Below are 16,945 nucleotides of genomic sequence, written 5' to 3'. Positions count from 1 at the left end.
AAACTTTATAACACAATGAGGAACTGATGGATATACGTAAGGCTTTTTTGGACTATTTTGCAAGCAAAGATCATAGAGTCTATCCCAGTGCACCCCTTGTACCACAGGATCCCACACTCCTATTTACCAATGCAGGGATGGTGCCATTTAAGAAGATCTTTACTGGTGAGATGCCAGCACCAACTCCACGCGCAACAAGCTGTCAGACATGTATCCGTGCTGGTGGAAAGCATAACGACTTAGAAAATGTTGGCTATACAGCCCGTCACCATACTTTTTTTGAGATGCTTGGCAATTTTAGTTTTGGTGACTATTTTAAAGAGGAAGCCATAGCTTACGCATGGGAGTTTGTAACGAAAGTCTTAGAACTACCAATTGAGAGACTCTGGGTGACAGTGCACGAGAGCGATGAAGAGGCCGAGAAGATTTGGCAAAAATATGTAAAACCAGAGCGTATTAAAAGATTTGGTGACAAAGACAACTTCTGGCAGATGGGTGATACAGGTCCATGTGGTCCTTGTAGCGAAATTTTCTATGATCAAGGTGAAGAGCATTTCAAGGGACCAGAAGACTACCTTGGCGGCGATGGTGATAGATTTTTAGAGATTTGGAATCTTGTCTTTATGCAGTATGAGCGCAATGAAGCTGGAGAACTTCTACCGCTACCCAAACCGAGTATTGATACAGGTATGGGACTCGAGCGTATTACTGCTATCAAAGAGGGAGTTTTGAGTAACTATGATAGCTCGCTTTTTATGCCTCTCATTGAAGCAATAAGTGAGATGGCAAAGAGAAAGTATATCTATGAAGAGGGAGCAAGTTTTCGTGTAATTGCTGATCATATCCGGGCTGTGAGTTTTTTGCTCGCGCAAGGTGTAATGTTTAGCAATGAGGGACGAGGCTATGTGCTGCGCAGAATTTTACGTCGTGGTGTACGTCATGGCTATCTTCTTGGTCTCAAAGAGCCTTTTATGTATAAATTGACACAAAACGTTGCAGATCTCATGGGCAAGCACTACGATTATCTTCCAGAGAAACTTCCTGTTATACAAGAGCAGATCAAGGCTGAAGAGGAGCGATTTTATCAGACTATTGAAGCTGGTATGCGTCTATTTGAAGAGGAACTTGCAAAAACAAAAACTATTTTTAGTGGGGATGTAGCATTCAAGCTTTATGATACTTATGGATTTCCTCTCGATTTGACTGAAGATATGCTTAGAGAAAAGGGCCTAAAACTTGATAAAGAAGGGTTTGAGAAGCGTATGCAAGAGCAGCGCCAAAGAGCCAAAGCAGCCTGGAAAGGGAGTGGAGATGCTGCATTGCAGGGCGATTTTAAAGAGCTTGTTGGTCTCAAAAATGAGTTTGTGGGGTACGAACGTCTCAAATCCAATACTATTATTCTTGCTCTTTTAGATGAGCAGTTTAAAAAGGTTGATACTCTTCAACCTGGACAAAAGGGATGGGTTCTTCTTGAAGAGACTCCATTTTATGCCGAAAGTGGTGGGCAGGTTGGTGATAGAGGAGAGATTCGTCTCTATGAGGGTGATGTTATTGCCCGTGTTTTAGACACAAAGAAGTTCTTTGAGCTTAATCTTTCACAAATAGAGGCATTACAAGAGGTAAAAGTGGATGAGGCCGTGGAAGCGATTGTTGATAAATCTCGCCGAGAAATTGCCAAGCATCACTCAGCGACTCACATTCTCCATAGTGCACTGCGCAAAATATTAGGTGAACATGTGACACAGCAAGGAAGTCTTGTGGAGGCTTCTAGGCTCCGTTTTGATTTTTCTCATCCAAAACCTCTTACACGTGATGAGCTTACTCGCATAGAAGACTTTGTCAATGAAGTAATAGCACAAGGAATTGAAGCGCATGTAGAGGAGATGCCAATTGACAAAGCCAAAGAGAAGGGTGCCATGGCACTCTTTGGTGAAAAGTATGGCAAGGTTGTGCGTGTAGTAGAGTTTGGCGATGTGAGTGTTGAACTTTGCGGTGGAACCCACGTGAAAAATAGTGCTGAGATTGGAAGTTTTTTTATTAAAAAAGAGTCTGGAGTAAGTAGTGGAGTGCGCCGCATTGAGGCAGTATGTGGGATGAGCGCTCTTAATCTTGCAAAAACTTGGCGTCAAGAACTTGCAGTTGCCAAAGAAGAGGTTAAGAATAAAGATGTGCTTGTTGGCATCAAAAAACTAAAAAACGAAATAAAACAGCTCAAAGATGAGCTCAAAAATGCTACAAGCATAAATAAAAAAGAGCTTGCAAGTTACGATATTGATGGTGTAAAAGTTGTTATAGATGAGGTTGACGCGGGAGATATCAAAAAGATTATAGATGATCTCAAAAATGCCCATGAAAAAATTGCAGTCATGCTTTTTCAGAAAAAAGGCGAGAAGGTGCTTATCGCAGCTGGCGTCAAAGGTGCAAATATCAAGGCAGGTGAGTGGGTTAAAGAGATAGCTCCAATTGTTGGAGGAGGAGGTGGCGGCAGAGCAGATTTTGCCCAAGCTGGTGGTAAAGATCCCTCAAAAATTGCCCAGGCCAAAGAGGCTGCCTTAGCGTATGTAAAAAAACAGCTCGAAGGAGAGTAATGGCTTCACTTCTTATATATGTGGTCTTTTTTCATATTCTTGGTGCGGTTATTTGGATCGGTGGAATGATAGCTGTGCGGTTTGCTGTGCATCCAGCGTTGCAAAACATCAGCGATGATGAGGTGCGCCTTGCAAGAACGCTAGAGATTACGGGACGGCTCTTTGCTTTGGTGTTGCCATTTATCATACTTTTGATCGCTACTGGACTTTATATGGCGTACATCTTTGGATTTCGTGGACATACAGATTTGAGCAAAATTGTTCATCTCAAGGAGGCTATCTGGTTTATTATGGCTCTCAATTATAGTGCCATGGTTTGGTTGCGCTTCAAAGCCCAAAGCTACTATCTGGCTGGAAATTTTATGATGGCAAAAAATTATTTAGCTCCCATAGCAAAATATATGTTGCCAGTCAATATCTTTTTGGGATTAGCTGCTATCTATTTTGGTCTTATTTTACGAGGTTTTTAAAGGAATGTAATGAAATCGTTAGGCAAACATCTTCTGGCTGAGTACTATCGCTGCGATGAAAACTCTATCAATGATGTAAAGAAAGTAGAAGAGGCTCTTGTAACTGCAGCCGAGATCGCAGGAGCTACAGTTATTGGAAAATCTTTTCATCGATTTGAGCCCTATGGAGTGAGTGGAGTAGTGGTTATCAGTGAATCGCATCTGACCATTCACACATGGCCAGAGTATGGTTTTGCAGCAGTTGATGTTTTTACATGTGGAGACCATGTGGATCCTATGAAAGCCCATGAGTACCTCAAAGCGGTATTCAAAACGCAAAATGCTACTGTAGAGACTATTTTACGGGGAGTTCTTAATATTCCCGATCTTCGCCACAAACCTGGTGGAAGCTGTATCAAAGGCAGTTGCGAGGATAAAAAGATAGGATGATTCGATTAGCCAGTACGAGTTCAACGCGTGCTAAACTTTTGCAAGATGCAGGTATAGAGTTTATACAAAGTCCTGTAAATTTTGATGAAGAAAAGCTCTTGCAAATTTACAAAAATCCTCGCGAATTTGTCTGTGCTGCTGCAAGAGGCAAACTCCAAGAAGCGATCAAAAAGTATGGACTTGATATTCCCATTGTTGCTGCTGATACAGTAGTTGCGGTAGGAGATGAGATACTGCGTAAAGCCAAAGACGCAGAGGATGCGAAGAGGATACTGCTCAAGCAAAGCGGCAATCGCGTAGATATCATCACATGCATGATCTATAAAGATAAAGAGCGCACTATCGAAGATCTCGATACCACAAGCTACTATTTTGCACCCTTTGATCCAAAAGATTTGGATAACTACCTTGCAAGTGGTGAGTGGAGAGGCAAAGCAGGAGCTTGCATGGTAGAGGGCTTTTGCAAAAAATATATTAAAGATGTGAAAGGCAAAGAATCGACTGCGATGGGATTGCAGGTAGAAAGGTTGGCCAAAATTGCAAAAGATCTTTGAAGGTAATCGTGGCGAGATCTATCTTGTAGACTATTTTGGAAAAGAGGCTATCTTAAAAAAGCGTAAAATTGATAAGCCAAATACACTGATCAAAGAAGCAAAAATTTTGCAATATCTTGAGCCTTTGCGGATAGCTCCAATGGTGTATGAAGTGGGAGCTGATTATATTATCATGGAGTATCTGCAAGGGCTTAGTTTCAAATCACTTTTGCAAAGAAATCGCAAAGTAGCACTCAAAGATGCGCTACAAATATGCTACATGCTTGATAAAGCGGGCATCTATCATCGAGAGTTAGGACGCTACTACCACTTCATAGCTACCAAAAAGGGATTGTGCGTTATAGATTTTGAAAGAGCGCAGTGGAGTAAAAGTCCACGAAATGTTTTGCAATTTATCGGATTTTATATGCGAGATGTTGTTTCTCTCGATCTCATCGAACTCTATAAACAGAATAAAACCAAAGCTTTAGAACTGCTATACGAGGCTATCGATGCGCTATGACAAAGAGTTGCGCGCTCTCAAGCGAGCAAATAGACTTCGCAAACGCCAGCTTTTTGATTTAGAGATTAAAGATTTTGCTTCCAATGATTACTTGGGACTTGCACACAAAAAAGAGCTTTTGGATCTAGCGTACCAAAGGATCTATAACTTTCCTCTCAATGCTGCCAAAGCTTCACAACTGATCAATGGCTATACCCAAATCCATTATGATTTTGAGCACTATATGAGCAAGTTGAGTGGATTTGAAGATTGTATAACAGTAGGGAGCGGCTTTTTGGCCAATATCGCACTCATTGAATCACTTGTGCGCAAAGGTGATACACTTGTTATGGATGAAGAGTTTCATGCCAGCGGTATTTTGGCAAGCCGTCTTGTAGAAAATGTCAAAATATTTCGTCACAATGATCCTGATGATTTGATGTGCACGATCAAAGAGGCAAAAGGGAGAGTTGTAGTAGCTGTAGAGGGGGTCTACTCGATGAGTGGAGATGTTTTGCATCCCGAAATAGTAGATGTAGTCGGAGATGAATGTCTATTCATAGTAGATGAAGCTCATAGCGTAGGTGTGGTTGGTGAGAGACTGTTGGGAGTTCTTGATGGCAAAGAGATCAAACCAAACTACATCAAAATGGGAACCCTTGGCAAAGCTCTTGGAAGCTATGGTGCTTATATCTTAGCGAGTGCTCACATCATAGAGTATCTTGAAAACAGGGCAAAAAGCATCATCTATACAACAGCTCTCTCTTTGATGGATGTAGCATTAGCGCATGAGGGAATGCAAGAGATGCAAAAAAATCTTGCATATTACAAAGATGCGATAAAAAAACGCCAAGAGATTGCTAGAAGATTTGGCTATGAGAGCCAATCTTTGATAATAGACATTCCCAAAAAAGATGTACTAAGAGTTCAAGAGGAGCTTATAAAAAGAGGATTTTTGGTAGGAGCTATCAGGCCTCCGACAGTACCTCATCCCATAGTGCGTATAATTGCACGCGTGGGAGAGAGCCAAGAGGATCTAGAAGTTTTGCTGGAGCTAATACGTGAGCTTTGAGTGTAAAAGATTAGTCATTACTGATCTAGTCAAACAGAGACAGCTTGTGGATATTGCATTTCGTATCAACAAGTCTTTGGCACTAGTGGGAGAGAGTGGAAGTGGCAAGAGTATCACACTCAAAGCGCTTCTTGATCTCTTGCCTAAAAATCTGGCAAAAGAGCTAGAGTATAGCTGGGAGTATGAATTAAAACGGGGTAAAACTGTCTCTCTCGTGCCTCAAAATCCTTTCACAGCCCTTAGTCCCCTTACAAAAATCAAAAATCAGCTCTTTATTGAACGAGAAAAAGCAGCATACTTTTTCGAACTTGTTGATCTAGATACTGCATTTTTTGAGCGCTATCCTCCACAGCTAAGTGGCGGACAGTTGCAGCGTGTTGTGATTGCAATGGCTTTGCTCAATGAGCCAAAACTTCTACTGCTTGATGAGCCCACAACCGCACTCGATCCCAAACTCAAAGATCTCGTTATCAATCTTTTGCAAAAATTGCAGCACGAACTTGGCTTTTTGATGCTCTTTGTTACACACGATATCGATAGCGCTGCAAAACTTTGCAAAGAGATGAGTGTCATTAAAGATGGTAAAATTATCGAATCTGGTGTGACACAGGAGTTGTTGCGCAATCCTCAACAAGAGTATACAAAGAGTCTCATCGCATCCAATTTTGCATATAGAGAGTTTAGACAATGAAAAAGGTTTTGAAGTTTTTTGCAAGTGTGATACTTCTTGCTACTTTAGCGACTGTTATTTTTGGTTTTTTTTATCTAGGGGAGCTCTACTCCAAAGTTGCACCAAAAGCGCAAAAGATCATAGAGTATCATCCAAATCTTGCTACAAAAATCTATGATCGCAATGGCAATCTCATAGCAACGATTTATAAAGAAAATAGAGATTATGTTAAATATGATGAGATTCCAGGCCGCATGATAGAAGCGCTACTAGCGATTGAGGATACAAAGTTTTTCGAGCATAGAGGGATCAATTTTGATGCAATTTTTCGCGCTGCTATTAAGGATATAAAAGCTGGAAAATTTGTAGAGGGAGCAAGCACTATCACGCAGCAACTTGTTAAAAATATGGTACTTACACGCAAAAAGAAGCTAAGCCGCAAATTCCAAGAGATCCTCATAGCGATGAAAGTAGAGAGCGCTTTAACAAAAGAGCAAATACTTGAGCGCTACTTCAACCAGATCTATTTTGGTCATCGCTACTATGGTATCAAGAGCGCAGCCAAGGGATACTTCCATAAACCTCTCTCAAAACTCACTCTCAAAGAGATAGCAATGCTTGTGGGGCTTCCAAGGGCTCCTAGTTACTATGATCCAACAAGAAACTATCAAGAGGCTCTTAAGAGGGCAGATAGAGTTATCAATCGCATGTATGAGCTTGGCTGGATCGATGAGAAGACTTTTGTCCAAGCAATTGCAGAGCAGCCAAAAGTGTATAAAAAGACAGTTTATGAAAACAGAGCTCCGTATATAGTTGACGAAATAGTGCGTAGCTACAGCAGCCTCTTGCCTCATATTAAAACAGCTGGATATAAGATCTATACTACCGTTGATTTAGAATTGCAAGATATTGTCAAAGAGGAGCTTCAAAGGGGCTATGAAGAGATTATGAAACGAGGAGTTGGGTACAACTACGCTCGCCTCAATGGAGCGAGTGTAGTTGTGCGACCGCAAAGTGGCGAGATACTTGCATTTGTAGGAGGAGTTGATTATCAAAAAAGTGCATTCAATAGAGTCACACAAGCAAAGCGCCAACCCGGGAGTGCATTCAAACCTTTTATCTATCAGATCGCTCTTGATATGGGCTATTCGCAGCTCTCTAAAATTCCAGATATAGCGAAGACATATACATACTATATCAATGGACAAAAGAAGATCTGGAAGCCAAAAAACTATGAGAAGAATTTTGAAGGGGTTGTGACACTCAAAGAAGCACTAGTGCATTCACGCAACCTTGCTACAATCAATCTTGTAGAGCAGTTGGGACTCCAAAATGTAATAAAAAGGCTCCAAGAGTATGGATTTGAAAATCTCCCTCACAACCTCTCCTTAGCTCTTGGAACTGTCTCCCTCTCACCTTTGAAGTTAGCGGGTTTTTATACTATTTTTTCCAATTATGGCAAAAAAACAGAGCCGATTTTGATTAGAAGAGTTTTGGACTTTCAAGGCAATGAGATCTTTGCCCAAGAGACGCAAAGCAAAAAACTTGAAGAGCCAAAGCAGGCATTTTTAATGATAGATATCTTGCGTGATGTGGTCAATAGAGGAACAGGACGTAAAGCAAGAGTACCTGGAGTAGAAGTTGCTGGCAAAACTGGAACGACAAATAACTATATGGATGCATGGTTTTGTGGATTTACGCCAGATCTTGAGGTAGTGACCTGGTATGGTCAAGATGATAATACTCCTTTGAAGCATAGTGAGTCTGGTGGAAAAGCTGCAGCACCGGTCGTTGGACGCATAATTAAACGTATCTATGCCTTATGGCCGCAACTGCGTAAAAATTTCACCGTTCCAGCAGGAGTCTATAGTCTCACTATTGATGGAAAACGCTACTACTTTACCGACATATCAAAGCCAAAACCTCTTGATACCACACCACAGGAGAAAGAGAGCGAAGATCTACTCTTTTAAAGAGTACAGTAAAAGAGCTGCTGGATCATCTCCTTGGCCAGTGTTTGCGTGGTAATAACGAGGCTTTTGATGTGTAAATCTTCTAGTGTCTTTGCCTCTTTTTCATCTCTAACACGTGCTACAATATGCGCATGGGGCGCAAGATCCAAGACTGATTGACTTACGAGTCTTATTTTTTCAAGATTGTGAAATGTGATCACCACTGCTATAGCGTTTTTGAGATCGAGACTCTCTAATACTGTACGCTGCGCTGCATTGCCAAAAAATATCGGCTCACCTTTTGCCAGTGCCTCTTCATAGAGGGCTAGATCGTGTTCAATTATCACATATTCAAAATTTCTTCTTTTAAGCTCTTCACACATCCTCTTGCCAAGGGGCCCATATCCACATACAATTACATGGTTTTTGAGGCCAGTGGATACTATTTTGATCTCTCTTGTAGGCTCTTTGAAAAATCTATCAGCAAGTATTTTGATCTTTTTGAGTACAAAAGGAGTCAAAATCATTGATATGATGACAATAGAAGAGAGTATCTGCATCCAGTGGTTATCTAAAAGATTATTATAGTTGGCCAAGAGAAAAAGAGCCAGAGAAAACTCACCAACTTGCGAGAGGGCTAGGGCTGTTTTAAATGCTGTGCGCTTTTGCTCAAATTTAAAAAGAATCAAGAAGATAAGCAGTGCTTTGAGAAGCATGATAGTAAAAGTTGCTGCTATAATGAGGAAGAGATTATCCATAATATCTATGAAATTTATGCGGTTTCCAACTGAGAAAAAGAATACACCAAGTAAAAGATCACGAAAAGGAGCAAGGTCTGCTTCTACCTGGTATTTATATTTTGATTCTGCAAGGAGCATACCTGCAAAAAAAGCACCAAGAGAGTAAGAAAATCCAAAAAAATGGGCTAATTCAGCACTGAGAAAAATTATGAAAAATATCGCTAATAAAAATATCTCCTGGGTTTTCGTAGTCACCGCATACTGTAAAAACCTGTCAATTACAAAATGTCCCAAAAGATAGAGCAAGAGAAAAAAGAAGATCATATTCATAAGAGTCTGTAGGAGTAGAGTTGTCAAAGAGACATCTTTTGTAAAAATTTCAATCATTAAAAGAAGCGGAATAACTGCAATATCTTGAAAAAGTAAAACTCCTAAAGCTTTACGTCCATAGCTTGCATGGATATCACCATTTTCATTGAGAATCTTCAAAACTATCGCAGTAGAAGAAAGCGAGAGTGCAAATCCTATAATAATCGCAGTTTTGAGCTCAAATCCCAACAAATATGTTAAGCTAGCAAAAAAGAGCCCACTTATCAATACTTGTGCAGCGCCGTAAAAAAACACCTCTTTTTTCATAATTTTGAGTTCTTGGAAGCTAAATTCTAGCCCGATAGTGAACATCAATAGCACAATGCCTAGTTCTGAAATATATTGCAAAACTTCTGAGTTATGGACATTAAGATGGAGGATATTTGCGATGATGATACCTGTAAAAATGTAGCCAATAGCCGTAGGTAGATCGAATTTTTTTAAGAATATATTGAGTCCAGTGGCTAAAAGGATAGCCGCAAGTAATATCCAGAACTGTTCCACTTTAAACCTTTTGCAACAATAATGTAACATTTTAATGGTATACTAATTTATACAATCTTCCAAGGAGATGCTATGGATTGGATGCAAATTATCAAAATTGGTGCAGAGTATATACAAAACAATGATGATGAGAGCACTACGGGGATAGATGTAGAAAATATAACACAGGCTTTGCAGGGAGTTTTAGGTGGAGAAGGTGGAAGCATAGATATTACTTCACTTATAGCCAAAGCACAAAGTGGTGGTTTGATGGAGATTGTGAGTAGCTGGATAGGAAGTGGGGAAAATGCTCCTATCGATCCTGATACGGTGACGCAGCTTGTTTCAAATGATAAAGTCCAGCAGCTTGCGCAGCAGTTAGGAATTTCCCAAGAAAGTGCTAAAAAGGCTTTAGCTGATGCTTTGCCAGCAGTTGTAGATCAAGCTACCAACGAAGACCCCTCTTTGGCTGAGCAACTTCTCTCACAAGTAGGTGGTCTCCAAGGGGCTATGGATATGATAAAAAAACTATTTTAAAGGAGATACGATGTTCGAATTTATCAAAAATATAGGCAAAAAGCTCTTTTCACATCATGAAGAGGCTCCAGAAAAGATCAAAGAACATATTGAAGAGGATAATCCAGGTATCGAAAATCTCGAAGTTACTGTCAATGAAGAGGGCAATGTAAGTATCAAAGGAGAAGCGAAAGATCAAGCAGCACTAGAAAAAGTAGCACTCATGGCTGGAAATGTTCAAGGAGTGGAAAAAGTAGATACTAGTGAAGTACAAGTTAAAGAGACTGCGAATAAGAAGGTTGAAATCTATGAGATTAAAGAGGGGGATACTCTTTGGGCTATAGCACAGAAATTCTACGGAGATGGTAATAAATACAAAAAGATATTTGAAGATAATAAAGAAGTGATAAAAGATCCCAACAAAATCTATCCAGGACAGAAGATAAGGATTGTTTTAGAAGATTGATAGTTCTTATTGCTATAAAGCTTTACAGCGATGGTGCTTAGAATGGGAATTATTAAAGTGATTGGAAGTTGGTGAATTTTATAGGTTTACTACGTAAGAAGAATTATTGTTATTATGCTTTGCATGCAGTTGCTGATACTGTTGCTGTAGCTTAATAGTTTCTCTTGCAAATAGACTCTTAAAGAGCTATGGAAATGTTCAAAAAGCTCTTTTAGAAACAAAATAGATGCAATTGAGCATATTGCTTAACTTTTAAACAATTTTCTTATTTTGATTGAGATATAATATGCTGGAAACAAAAAACAAAGGAGCATAGATGTTTCAAGTCGATGAAGCTAAACTACAAAAACTCTTCGATACTATCAAAGAGGAGGAGATACAGTTTGTAGACTTCCGTTTTACTGATATCAAAGGGACATGGCACCATGTGACATACAATGTCAAAGCGGTCAATGAAGATACTTTCAAAAATGGTCTTCCATTTGATGGTAGTTCTCTTCCAGCATGGCAGCCAATCAACAAATCTGACATGGTTTTGGTTCCAGAAGCAGGTACTGAGTTTGTTGATCCGTTTACTGCTGATCCAACGTTAGTGGTTATTTGTGATGTATTTGATATCTATAAAAATCAGCCATATGAGAAGTGTCCAAGAAGTATCGCAAAAAAAGCACTCAAATATCTTCAAGAGAGTGGTATTGGTGATGTTGCGTACTTTGGTCCAGAAAATGAATTTTTCGTTTTTGACAATGTAAAAGTGCGAGATGAAATCAACTGTCAATACTATGAAGTAGACACAAGTGAAGGTGAGTGGAATAGAGGTGTTGATAATCCCGAATATGATGTTTACAACATCGGCCACAGACCTGGTACAAAAGGTGGATACTTCCCGGTTCCTCCAGTAGACTCCATGATGGATTTAAGAGCTGAGATGAGTCAGGTTATGGAAGAGATCGGTCTTGAGACTTATGTATTGCACCACGAAGTTGCACAGGGACAAGGTGAAATTGGTGTGAAGTTTGGAACTCTCATCGAAGCAGCTGACAATGTGCAAAAGCTCAAATATGTAGTCAAAAACGTTGCGCACATCAACGGTAAAACTGCTACATTTATGCCAAAACCACTCTATGGCGATAACGGTAACGGTATGCATACACACATCTCTATCTGGAAAGATGGCAAAAATCTCTTTTATGATCCAAACGGATATGCAAACCTCAGCCAATTTGGTAAATACTTCATCGGTGGCGTTTTGAAGCACGCTAAAGCTGTAGCAGCCTTTACAAACGCTTCTACCAACTCTTATAAACGACTTATTCCTGGATTTGAAGCGCCTTCAATTCTTGCATACTCAGCACAAAACAGAAGTGCAAGTTGTCGTATTCCTTGGGGAGCGGGAGAGAAGAGTGTAAGAGCAGAGTTCCGATTCCCAGACAGCTCTGGTAACCCATATCTTGCATTCACTGCACTGCTTCTAGCTGGTATCGATGGCATAAAAAACAAAATCGATCCAGGTGATCCTATGGAGATGGATCTTTTCGAACTCACTCTTGATGAGATTCGTGAAAAAGGTATCCAGCAGATGCCTCATACGCTTAGAGAAGCGATCGAGAATATGCTTGCAAACAGAGATCTCTTTAAAGTTGGCGATGTTATGACTGAAGAGTTTATCCAAACATATCAGCACTACAAATTTGAAACATCTATCTGGCCTTGGGAAGGAAGACCGCACCCATACGAATTCATTACTACCTACTCTTGCTAATTTTGGGGCTCTGCCCCAATAATATTAATATACACGCTTTTAAATTGTTATAATCAATAAATTCGGAGATATTGTTGTGATAGAAAGATTTAAACATTTTAAAAACAATACAGAAAATCCTTATAAAAAAATTTCAGATTTTCTTGAGAATGAAAAGAGAAGATTTTATGAATTAGGTAAAAAAGATGGAAAAACGGAAAATGAGATACGACAAGGATGGGTAAGCTATGTAGGCCATAACTTAGAGACGATTTTTGAAGAAATGATAAAGGATTTTTGTACAAACAAGGGCTACAAAATAACAAAAGATAAAATACTAAAAGGAAAGGAACTTTCTCCAGAATTATCTGAGGTTAAAAGAAAAATTTCTGTAAATTTTGGTGAATATATGCTTTTGCCAGATGCTGATATAGTAATTTATACAACAGATCCTATTTGGGTAAAAGCTATTCTTTCTATAAAAAATTCATTTAGAGAACGTTATACGGAAACACCTTATTGGAAACTAAAATTATTACAAGATAAAATAACTGAAGATATAAAAGTTTTTATGATAACTCCAGATAAAGATAATGAAATAAGTTTTAAAACATCACAAAGAGGACCAAGAAAAGCGAGAATTGTAATGGAATATGAACTCGATGGTATATATCTTGCAAAGGAAGATTTTGAGGGAAGCGATAAAGTAAAATCTATAGAGAATCTCTTTGATGATTTGGAGAAATTATTGTGATTTTTTGGAAAAAAGATAATATAAAAATCTATAATGCCGATATTCTAGATAAAAATCTATTTGACAAAGAATTTATTGATTTAATTGTAACTTCACCGCCATACAATGTTGATATCAATTATGATTCACACCATGATGCTATGAGTTATGGAGAATATCTTGATTTTAGTCATAAATGGCTAAAAAATTGTTATGAATGGAGCAAGAAGAGTGCAAGACTTTGTCTAAATATACCACTTGATAAGAATAAAGGTGGATTGAAACCTGTAGGTGCAGATATTACAAATATTGCCCAAAAGGCTGGATGGAAGTATCAAAGTACAATTATTTGGAATGAAGGAAATATTTCAAGAAGAACAGCATGGGGTAGTTGGATGAGCGCTTCAGCACCCTATGTTATAGCTCCGGTTGAGCTTATTGTTATTTTTTACAAAGAACAATGGAAAAAAGTTTATAAAGGGACAAGTGATATCACAAAAGAAGAGTTTATGCAGTGGACAAACGGATTATGGACTTTTAGTGGAGAAAGTAAAAAAAGAGTTGGCCATCCAGCCCCTTTTCCTAGAGAACTTCCTAGAAGGTGCATAAAACTTTTTAGTTATGTTGGAGATACTGTATTTGATCCTTTTATGGGGAGTGGAACAACTCTCATCGAAAGTGCGCTGTTAAATAGAAATGGAGTTGGTGTGGATATTAGTCAAGAGTATTGTGAACTTGCGAAAAAAAGAATTATGGAAGAGACAGATCAAAAATTATTTGTTGTGTAAACTAAAAATTAGATAGTGAAATTTACCAACTCTCTTTCTTTCTTTCTAAAAACAGCATATCGTGTATAACCTATCTCTTTTGCCATTTGCATAACTTCATCAAGCTTATAGCCAACTTGCTCAGGTGCATGGGCATCAGAAGCAAAAGTGATAGGAATATCAAGTACGTAAGCTTCTTCTAAAAGCTCTTTGCTTGGATAGGGCTCACCAACTGGTTTTCTTAGACCTGCGCTGCTAATTTCAAGTACTAAATCGTTCTTTTTGATAGTTTTCAATGCATTTTTGGCAATGAGACGCACATCTTTTTTGGGTTTGAAGTTGAATACTTTGATAAGGTCTAAGTGACCGACAATTTGAAAAAGTCCACTCTTTGCCAGTGCTTCTATTGCACTGAAGTAGTCTTCCCAAATGGTATCTATGTCTCTATTTTTATACTCTCCAATAAATTCTGGATTATCAAATCCCCAAAGATCTTGATGGATGAGGATCTCACCATGCTTGCAGCTTTTGGGCAAGAAGTGGACTGAACCTATCAAGTAATCTACATCGGCTTGCAAAATACGATCTTCCATAAGTCCTGGCAAAAAGTCTACTTCATATGCTAAAAGTATCTCTAAGCTATCTTTATACTTTTCTTTAAGCTCTTTTACTTCCTCTTCATACGCATCTGCTTCTTCCAAGCCCATGCGATACTTTTGATCAAAGTTCATAGGGGCGTGATCGCTAAAACCATATATATCAATGCCTTCCGCAATTGCTCTTTGCACATACTCTTCCATCTCACCTATTGCGTGGTTACACCGCTTGGTATGATTGTGCAGATCTGCGCGCATACTGCTCCTTTTGCTATAATAAAATAATTATATCACAGGGGGAAGTGGTGGATATTTTTGAACAGATCAAAAGGGATTCCTTGGTAGGAGTGAAGAAAGCTTGTCAAGAATTTGATGATATAAATGCTATAAAGAGCGAAAGTGGCGATTCAGTTTTGCGTAGTGCCATCAAAAACAGAGCAAGTTTAGAGATTTTTGTATTTTTAGTTGAAAGAGGTGCAGATATCTATGAAGTAGATGAAGAGGGAGTAGGACTCATTGATGAAGCAATTAAAAAAGCAAGACTCGATATTGTGAAGTTTTTAGTAGAGTCTGGCATCGATCCAAATACCACAAAGCGCAAATCTGGTTTTACACCTCTCATGGCAGCAATGGCGTATGGGGATGAAGCAATTACCCGCTATTTAGTTGAAGAGTGTGGTGTAGATACTGAAGTGCTCGATACTTTTGAAAAGAGTGCAAGAGATTATGCGAAGATGACAGGCTATAAACACTTAATAGATATTTTAGATAAAAGAGGAAAATAGATTGAAAAAAGTAGAACTTCTCAGTCCCGCTGGTAATCTCAAAAAACTCAAAATTGCCTTTGCTTATGGGGCAGATGCAGTCTATGGTGGAGTAAGCCACTTTAGCCTGCGTATTCGTAGTGGCAAAGAGTTTAGTTATGAGAGTTTCAAAGAGGGGATTGAGTATGCACACAGCATAGGCAAAAAAGTATATGCAACAATTAATGGATTTCCTTTTAACTCCCAGATTAAACTCTATGCTACCCATATTGAGAAGATGGCAGCAATGGAGCCAGATGCTTTTATCGTAAGCACTCCAGGAGTGATAAAGCTCTGCAAAGATATTGCACCCCATATTCCTCTCCATCTTTCAACACAAGCCAATGTGATGAACTATCTTGATGCAGCTGTTTACTATGAAATGGGAGTGAGTCGCATCATTGCAGCAAGAGAGATCAGTCTCAAAGATTTAAAACAGATAAAAGAAAAACTCCCAGACCTTGAACTTGAAGTATTTGTACATGGGAGTATGTGTTTTGCATATAGTGGGCGTTGTCTCATTAGTAGTGTACAAAGTGGGCGTGTGCCAAATCGGGGAAGTTGCGCAAATGACTGCCGCTTTGAGTATACCCTCTATGCTGAAAATCCTGAGACAGGAACACTCTTCAAGCTCGAAGAGGTTGAAGGTGAGGGCACCTACATCATGAATGCAAAAGATCTCAATCTTGCAAGCCATGTCAAAGAGCTTCTCGATTCTGGTGCTGTGGATAGTCTCAAGATTGAGGGGCGTACCAAGAGCAACTACTATGTGGCAGCTACGACTAAAGCCTATCGTATGGCGATAGATGATTATTATAAAGGAGAGTTTCATCCCCAAAAATATCAAGAGGAGCTCCATACAACAAAGCATCGTGGATTTACTGATGCATATCTAGTGCATAGACCATTTGAGCGGGGTGATACGCAAAAGCTCGATAGCTCTATCAGCGAGGGAACACACCAGGTAAAAGCGGAAGTGATCGAAGATGGGATACACTTTTTGACAAAAGATAAGATATGCAAGGGTGATATACTTGAGATCGTTTTGCCAGCAGACGCAGATATTGCACCATGTAAAAATGAGATCGGTGAAGTATTTGCAAAAGATGGCAAATGGTGGCTCAGACTCGATAAAATTGAAGCTAACAAAGAGTTTGAGTGTATTCATAGTGGAAATGTAAATCCTGTCAAACTTCCTTGCAAACTTCCAGCCTACTCGTTTTTAAGGAAAAGAATTGCGGATTAGAGATATTCTTGGTATTTGGTGGTCATGGCAGTGGCGCGTAGTGGTGAGTGTTATACTAGCCAATTTTACTTTTGGGTTGATTTTAGGTGTGGCTAGGTCGCTATTAGGAATCTCTCAACATACTTTTTCTATAATTACAACAATTTTATCTTTTGCTATTTCGCTCTACGCAAGTATCTATTTTTTTGCGTATGTGATACAAAAATATCGACTCTATGTACCAAAAGATCTCGATAGCTATCGTAAAGCCGCTATCAAATAAGGAGCAA

General features: G+C 39.1%; 18 protein-coding genes. 16 read left to right on the top strand and 2 right to left on the bottom strand.

The window, feature by feature from the left end; genetic code table 11:
* Positions 1-26 precede the first annotated feature (26 nt).
* From alaS to JG734_RS07700, 8 genes are read left to right on the top strand one after another with little or no spacing between them, the layout of a single operon-like run.
* Positions 27-2,588 carry an alanine--tRNA ligase gene (gene alaS / locus JG734_RS07735; protein WP_201332717.1) on the top strand — a complete coding sequence of 854 codons (2,562 nt, stop codon included), beginning with the start codon at positions 27-29 and terminating at the stop codon, positions 2,586-2,588.
* Positions 2,588-3,058 (top strand): hypothetical protein, encoded by a 471-nt coding sequence (locus tag JG734_RS07730; protein WP_201332716.1) that lies wholly within the window; start codon positions 2,588-2,590, stop codon positions 3,056-3,058. Before alaS ends, JG734_RS07730 begins: the two co-directional genes overlap by 1 nt.
* 9 nt (positions 3,059-3,067) lie before the next feature.
* On the top strand, positions 3,068-3,487 hold the full coding sequence (speD, locus tag JG734_RS07725; protein ID WP_201332715.1) for an adenosylmethionine decarboxylase: 420 nt from the start codon (positions 3,068-3,070) through the stop codon (positions 3,485-3,487).
* Positions 3,484-4,041, top strand: a complete 558-nt coding sequence (gene maf, locus JG734_RS07720) for a septum formation inhibitor Maf (protein ID WP_201332714.1) — start codon at positions 3,484-3,486, stop codon at positions 4,039-4,041. Before speD ends, maf begins: the two co-directional genes overlap by 4 nt.
* Positions 4,025-4,543: a hypothetical protein gene (locus JG734_RS07715; RefSeq protein WP_201332713.1), complete on the top strand. Its 519-nt coding sequence runs from the start codon at positions 4,025-4,027 to the stop codon at positions 4,541-4,543. Before maf ends, JG734_RS07715 begins: the two co-directional genes overlap by 17 nt.
* Positions 4,533-5,594, top strand: coding sequence for a pyridoxal phosphate-dependent aminotransferase family protein (locus JG734_RS07710; protein WP_201332712.1), 1,062 nt, complete (start codon positions 4,533-4,535; stop codon positions 5,592-5,594). Before JG734_RS07715 ends, JG734_RS07710 begins: the two co-directional genes overlap by 11 nt.
* Entirely contained in the window at positions 5,584-6,285 is a 702-nt protein-coding gene (locus tag JG734_RS07705; RefSeq protein ID WP_201332711.1) for an ATP-binding cassette domain-containing protein, read from the top strand. Before JG734_RS07710 ends, JG734_RS07705 begins: the two co-directional genes overlap by 11 nt.
* Positions 6,282-8,237 carry a transglycosylase domain-containing protein gene (locus JG734_RS07700; RefSeq protein ID WP_201332710.1) on the top strand — a complete coding sequence of 652 codons (1,956 nt, stop codon included), beginning with the start codon at positions 6,282-6,284 and terminating at the stop codon, positions 8,235-8,237. Before JG734_RS07705 ends, JG734_RS07700 begins: the two co-directional genes overlap by 4 nt.
* Here the strand turns inward: JG734_RS07700 and JG734_RS07695 are convergent.
* A complete protein-coding gene (locus tag JG734_RS07695; protein WP_201332709.1) occupies positions 8,234-9,829 on the bottom strand; it encodes a cation:proton antiporter in 1,596 nt (531 codons plus the stop codon). The genes JG734_RS07700 and JG734_RS07695 overlap by 4 nt on opposite strands.
* A gap of 72 nt (positions 9,830-9,901) precedes the next feature.
* Between JG734_RS07695 and JG734_RS07690 the strand changes: the two genes are divergently transcribed.
* The 5 genes from JG734_RS07690 (at position 9,902) to JG734_RS07670 (ending at position 14,052) form a co-directional block, all read left to right on the top strand.
* Positions 9,902-10,345, top strand: coding sequence for a YidB family protein (locus JG734_RS07690; protein WP_201332708.1), 444 nt, complete (start codon positions 9,902-9,904; stop codon positions 10,343-10,345).
* A 10-nt stretch (positions 10,346-10,355) separates the two neighbouring features.
* Positions 10,356-10,790 (top strand): peptidoglycan-binding protein LysM, encoded by a 435-nt coding sequence (lysM, locus tag JG734_RS07685; protein ID WP_201332707.1) that lies wholly within the window; start codon positions 10,356-10,358, stop codon positions 10,788-10,790.
* A 316-nt stretch (positions 10,791-11,106) separates the two neighbouring features.
* The gene (gene glnA / locus JG734_RS07680; protein ID WP_201332706.1) at positions 11,107-12,552 is read left to right on the top strand and encodes a type I glutamate--ammonia ligase; all 1,446 of its coding nucleotides are present in this window, start codon (positions 11,107-11,109) and stop codon (positions 12,550-12,552) included.
* Positions 12,553-12,622: 70 nt separating this feature from the next.
* A complete protein-coding gene (locus JG734_RS07675) occupies positions 12,623-13,285 on the top strand; it encodes a BsaWI family type II restriction enzyme (RefSeq protein ID WP_370583641.1) in 663 nt (220 codons plus the stop codon).
* Entirely contained in the window at positions 13,282-14,052 is a 771-nt protein-coding gene (locus JG734_RS07670) for a site-specific DNA-methyltransferase (RefSeq protein WP_201332704.1), read from the top strand. The genes JG734_RS07675 and JG734_RS07670 overlap by 4 nt, the downstream gene beginning before the upstream one ends.
* A gap of 8 nt (positions 14,053-14,060) precedes the next feature.
* Here JG734_RS07670 and JG734_RS07665 read toward each other — a convergent pair whose 3' ends face one another.
* Entirely contained in the window at positions 14,061-14,885 is an 825-nt protein-coding gene (locus JG734_RS07665; protein ID WP_201332703.1) for a histidinol-phosphatase HisJ family protein, read from the bottom strand.
* Between the two features lie 47 nt (positions 14,886-14,932).
* On the opposite strand from JG734_RS07665, the gene JG734_RS07660 reads away from it, so the two are divergent.
* Genes JG734_RS07660 through JG734_RS07650 form a run of 3 tightly spaced genes read left to right on the top strand, consistent with a single transcriptional unit; the run spans position 14,933 to position 16,938 of the window.
* Positions 14,933-15,412, top strand: a complete 480-nt coding sequence (locus JG734_RS07660; protein ID WP_201332702.1) for an ankyrin repeat domain-containing protein — start codon at positions 14,933-14,935, stop codon at positions 15,410-15,412.
* Between the two features lies 1 nt (position 15,413).
* Positions 15,414-16,676: a peptidase U32 family protein gene (locus tag JG734_RS07655; RefSeq protein ID WP_201332701.1), complete on the top strand. Its 1,263-nt coding sequence runs from the start codon at positions 15,414-15,416 to the stop codon at positions 16,674-16,676.
* Positions 16,666-16,938, top strand: coding sequence for a hypothetical protein (locus JG734_RS07650; protein ID WP_201332700.1), 273 nt, complete (start codon positions 16,666-16,668; stop codon positions 16,936-16,938). Before JG734_RS07655 ends, JG734_RS07650 begins: the two co-directional genes overlap by 11 nt.
* Positions 16,939-16,945: the final 7 nt, after the last annotated feature.

The organism is Nitratiruptor sp. YY09-18, from assembly GCF_016593235.1.
In the GTDB taxonomy this organism is placed as follows: Bacteria; Campylobacterota; Campylobacteria; order Campylobacterales; family Nitratiruptoraceae; genus Nitratiruptor.
This window is presented reverse-complemented; position numbering and strand designations above follow the sequence as displayed.

Excerpts from the sequence above, each read along its gene's own strand:
- alaS (WP_201332717.1), top strand. The coding sequence starts at position 27 with ATGGATATACGTAAGGCTTTTTTGGACTATTTTGCAAGCAAAGATCAT.
- JG734_RS07730 (WP_201332716.1), top strand. The coding sequence starts at position 2,588 with ATGGCTTCACTTCTTATATATGTGGTCTTTTTTCATATTCTTGGTGCG.
- speD (WP_201332715.1), top strand. The coding sequence starts at position 3,068 with ATGAAATCGTTAGGCAAACATCTTCTGGCTGAGTACTATCGCTGCGAT.
- maf (WP_201332714.1), top strand. The coding sequence starts at position 3,484 with ATGATTCGATTAGCCAGTACGAGTTCAACGCGTGCTAAACTTTTGCAA.
- JG734_RS07710 (WP_201332712.1), top strand. The coding sequence starts at position 4,533 with ATGCGCTATGACAAAGAGTTGCGCGCTCTCAAGCGAGCAAATAGACTT.
- JG734_RS07700 (WP_201332710.1), top strand. The coding sequence starts at position 6,282 with ATGAAAAAGGTTTTGAAGTTTTTTGCAAGTGTGATACTTCTTGCTACT.
- JG734_RS07690 (WP_201332708.1), top strand. The coding sequence starts at position 9,902 with ATGGATTGGATGCAAATTATCAAAATTGGTGCAGAGTATATACAAAAC.
- lysM (WP_201332707.1), top strand. The coding sequence starts at position 10,356 with ATGTTCGAATTTATCAAAAATATAGGCAAAAAGCTCTTTTCACATCAT.
- glnA (WP_201332706.1), top strand. The coding sequence starts at position 11,107 with ATGTTTCAAGTCGATGAAGCTAAACTACAAAAACTCTTCGATACTATC.
- JG734_RS07665 (WP_201332703.1), bottom strand. The coding sequence starts at position 14,885 with ATGCGCGCAGATCTGCACAATCATACCAAGCGGTGTAACCACGCAATA.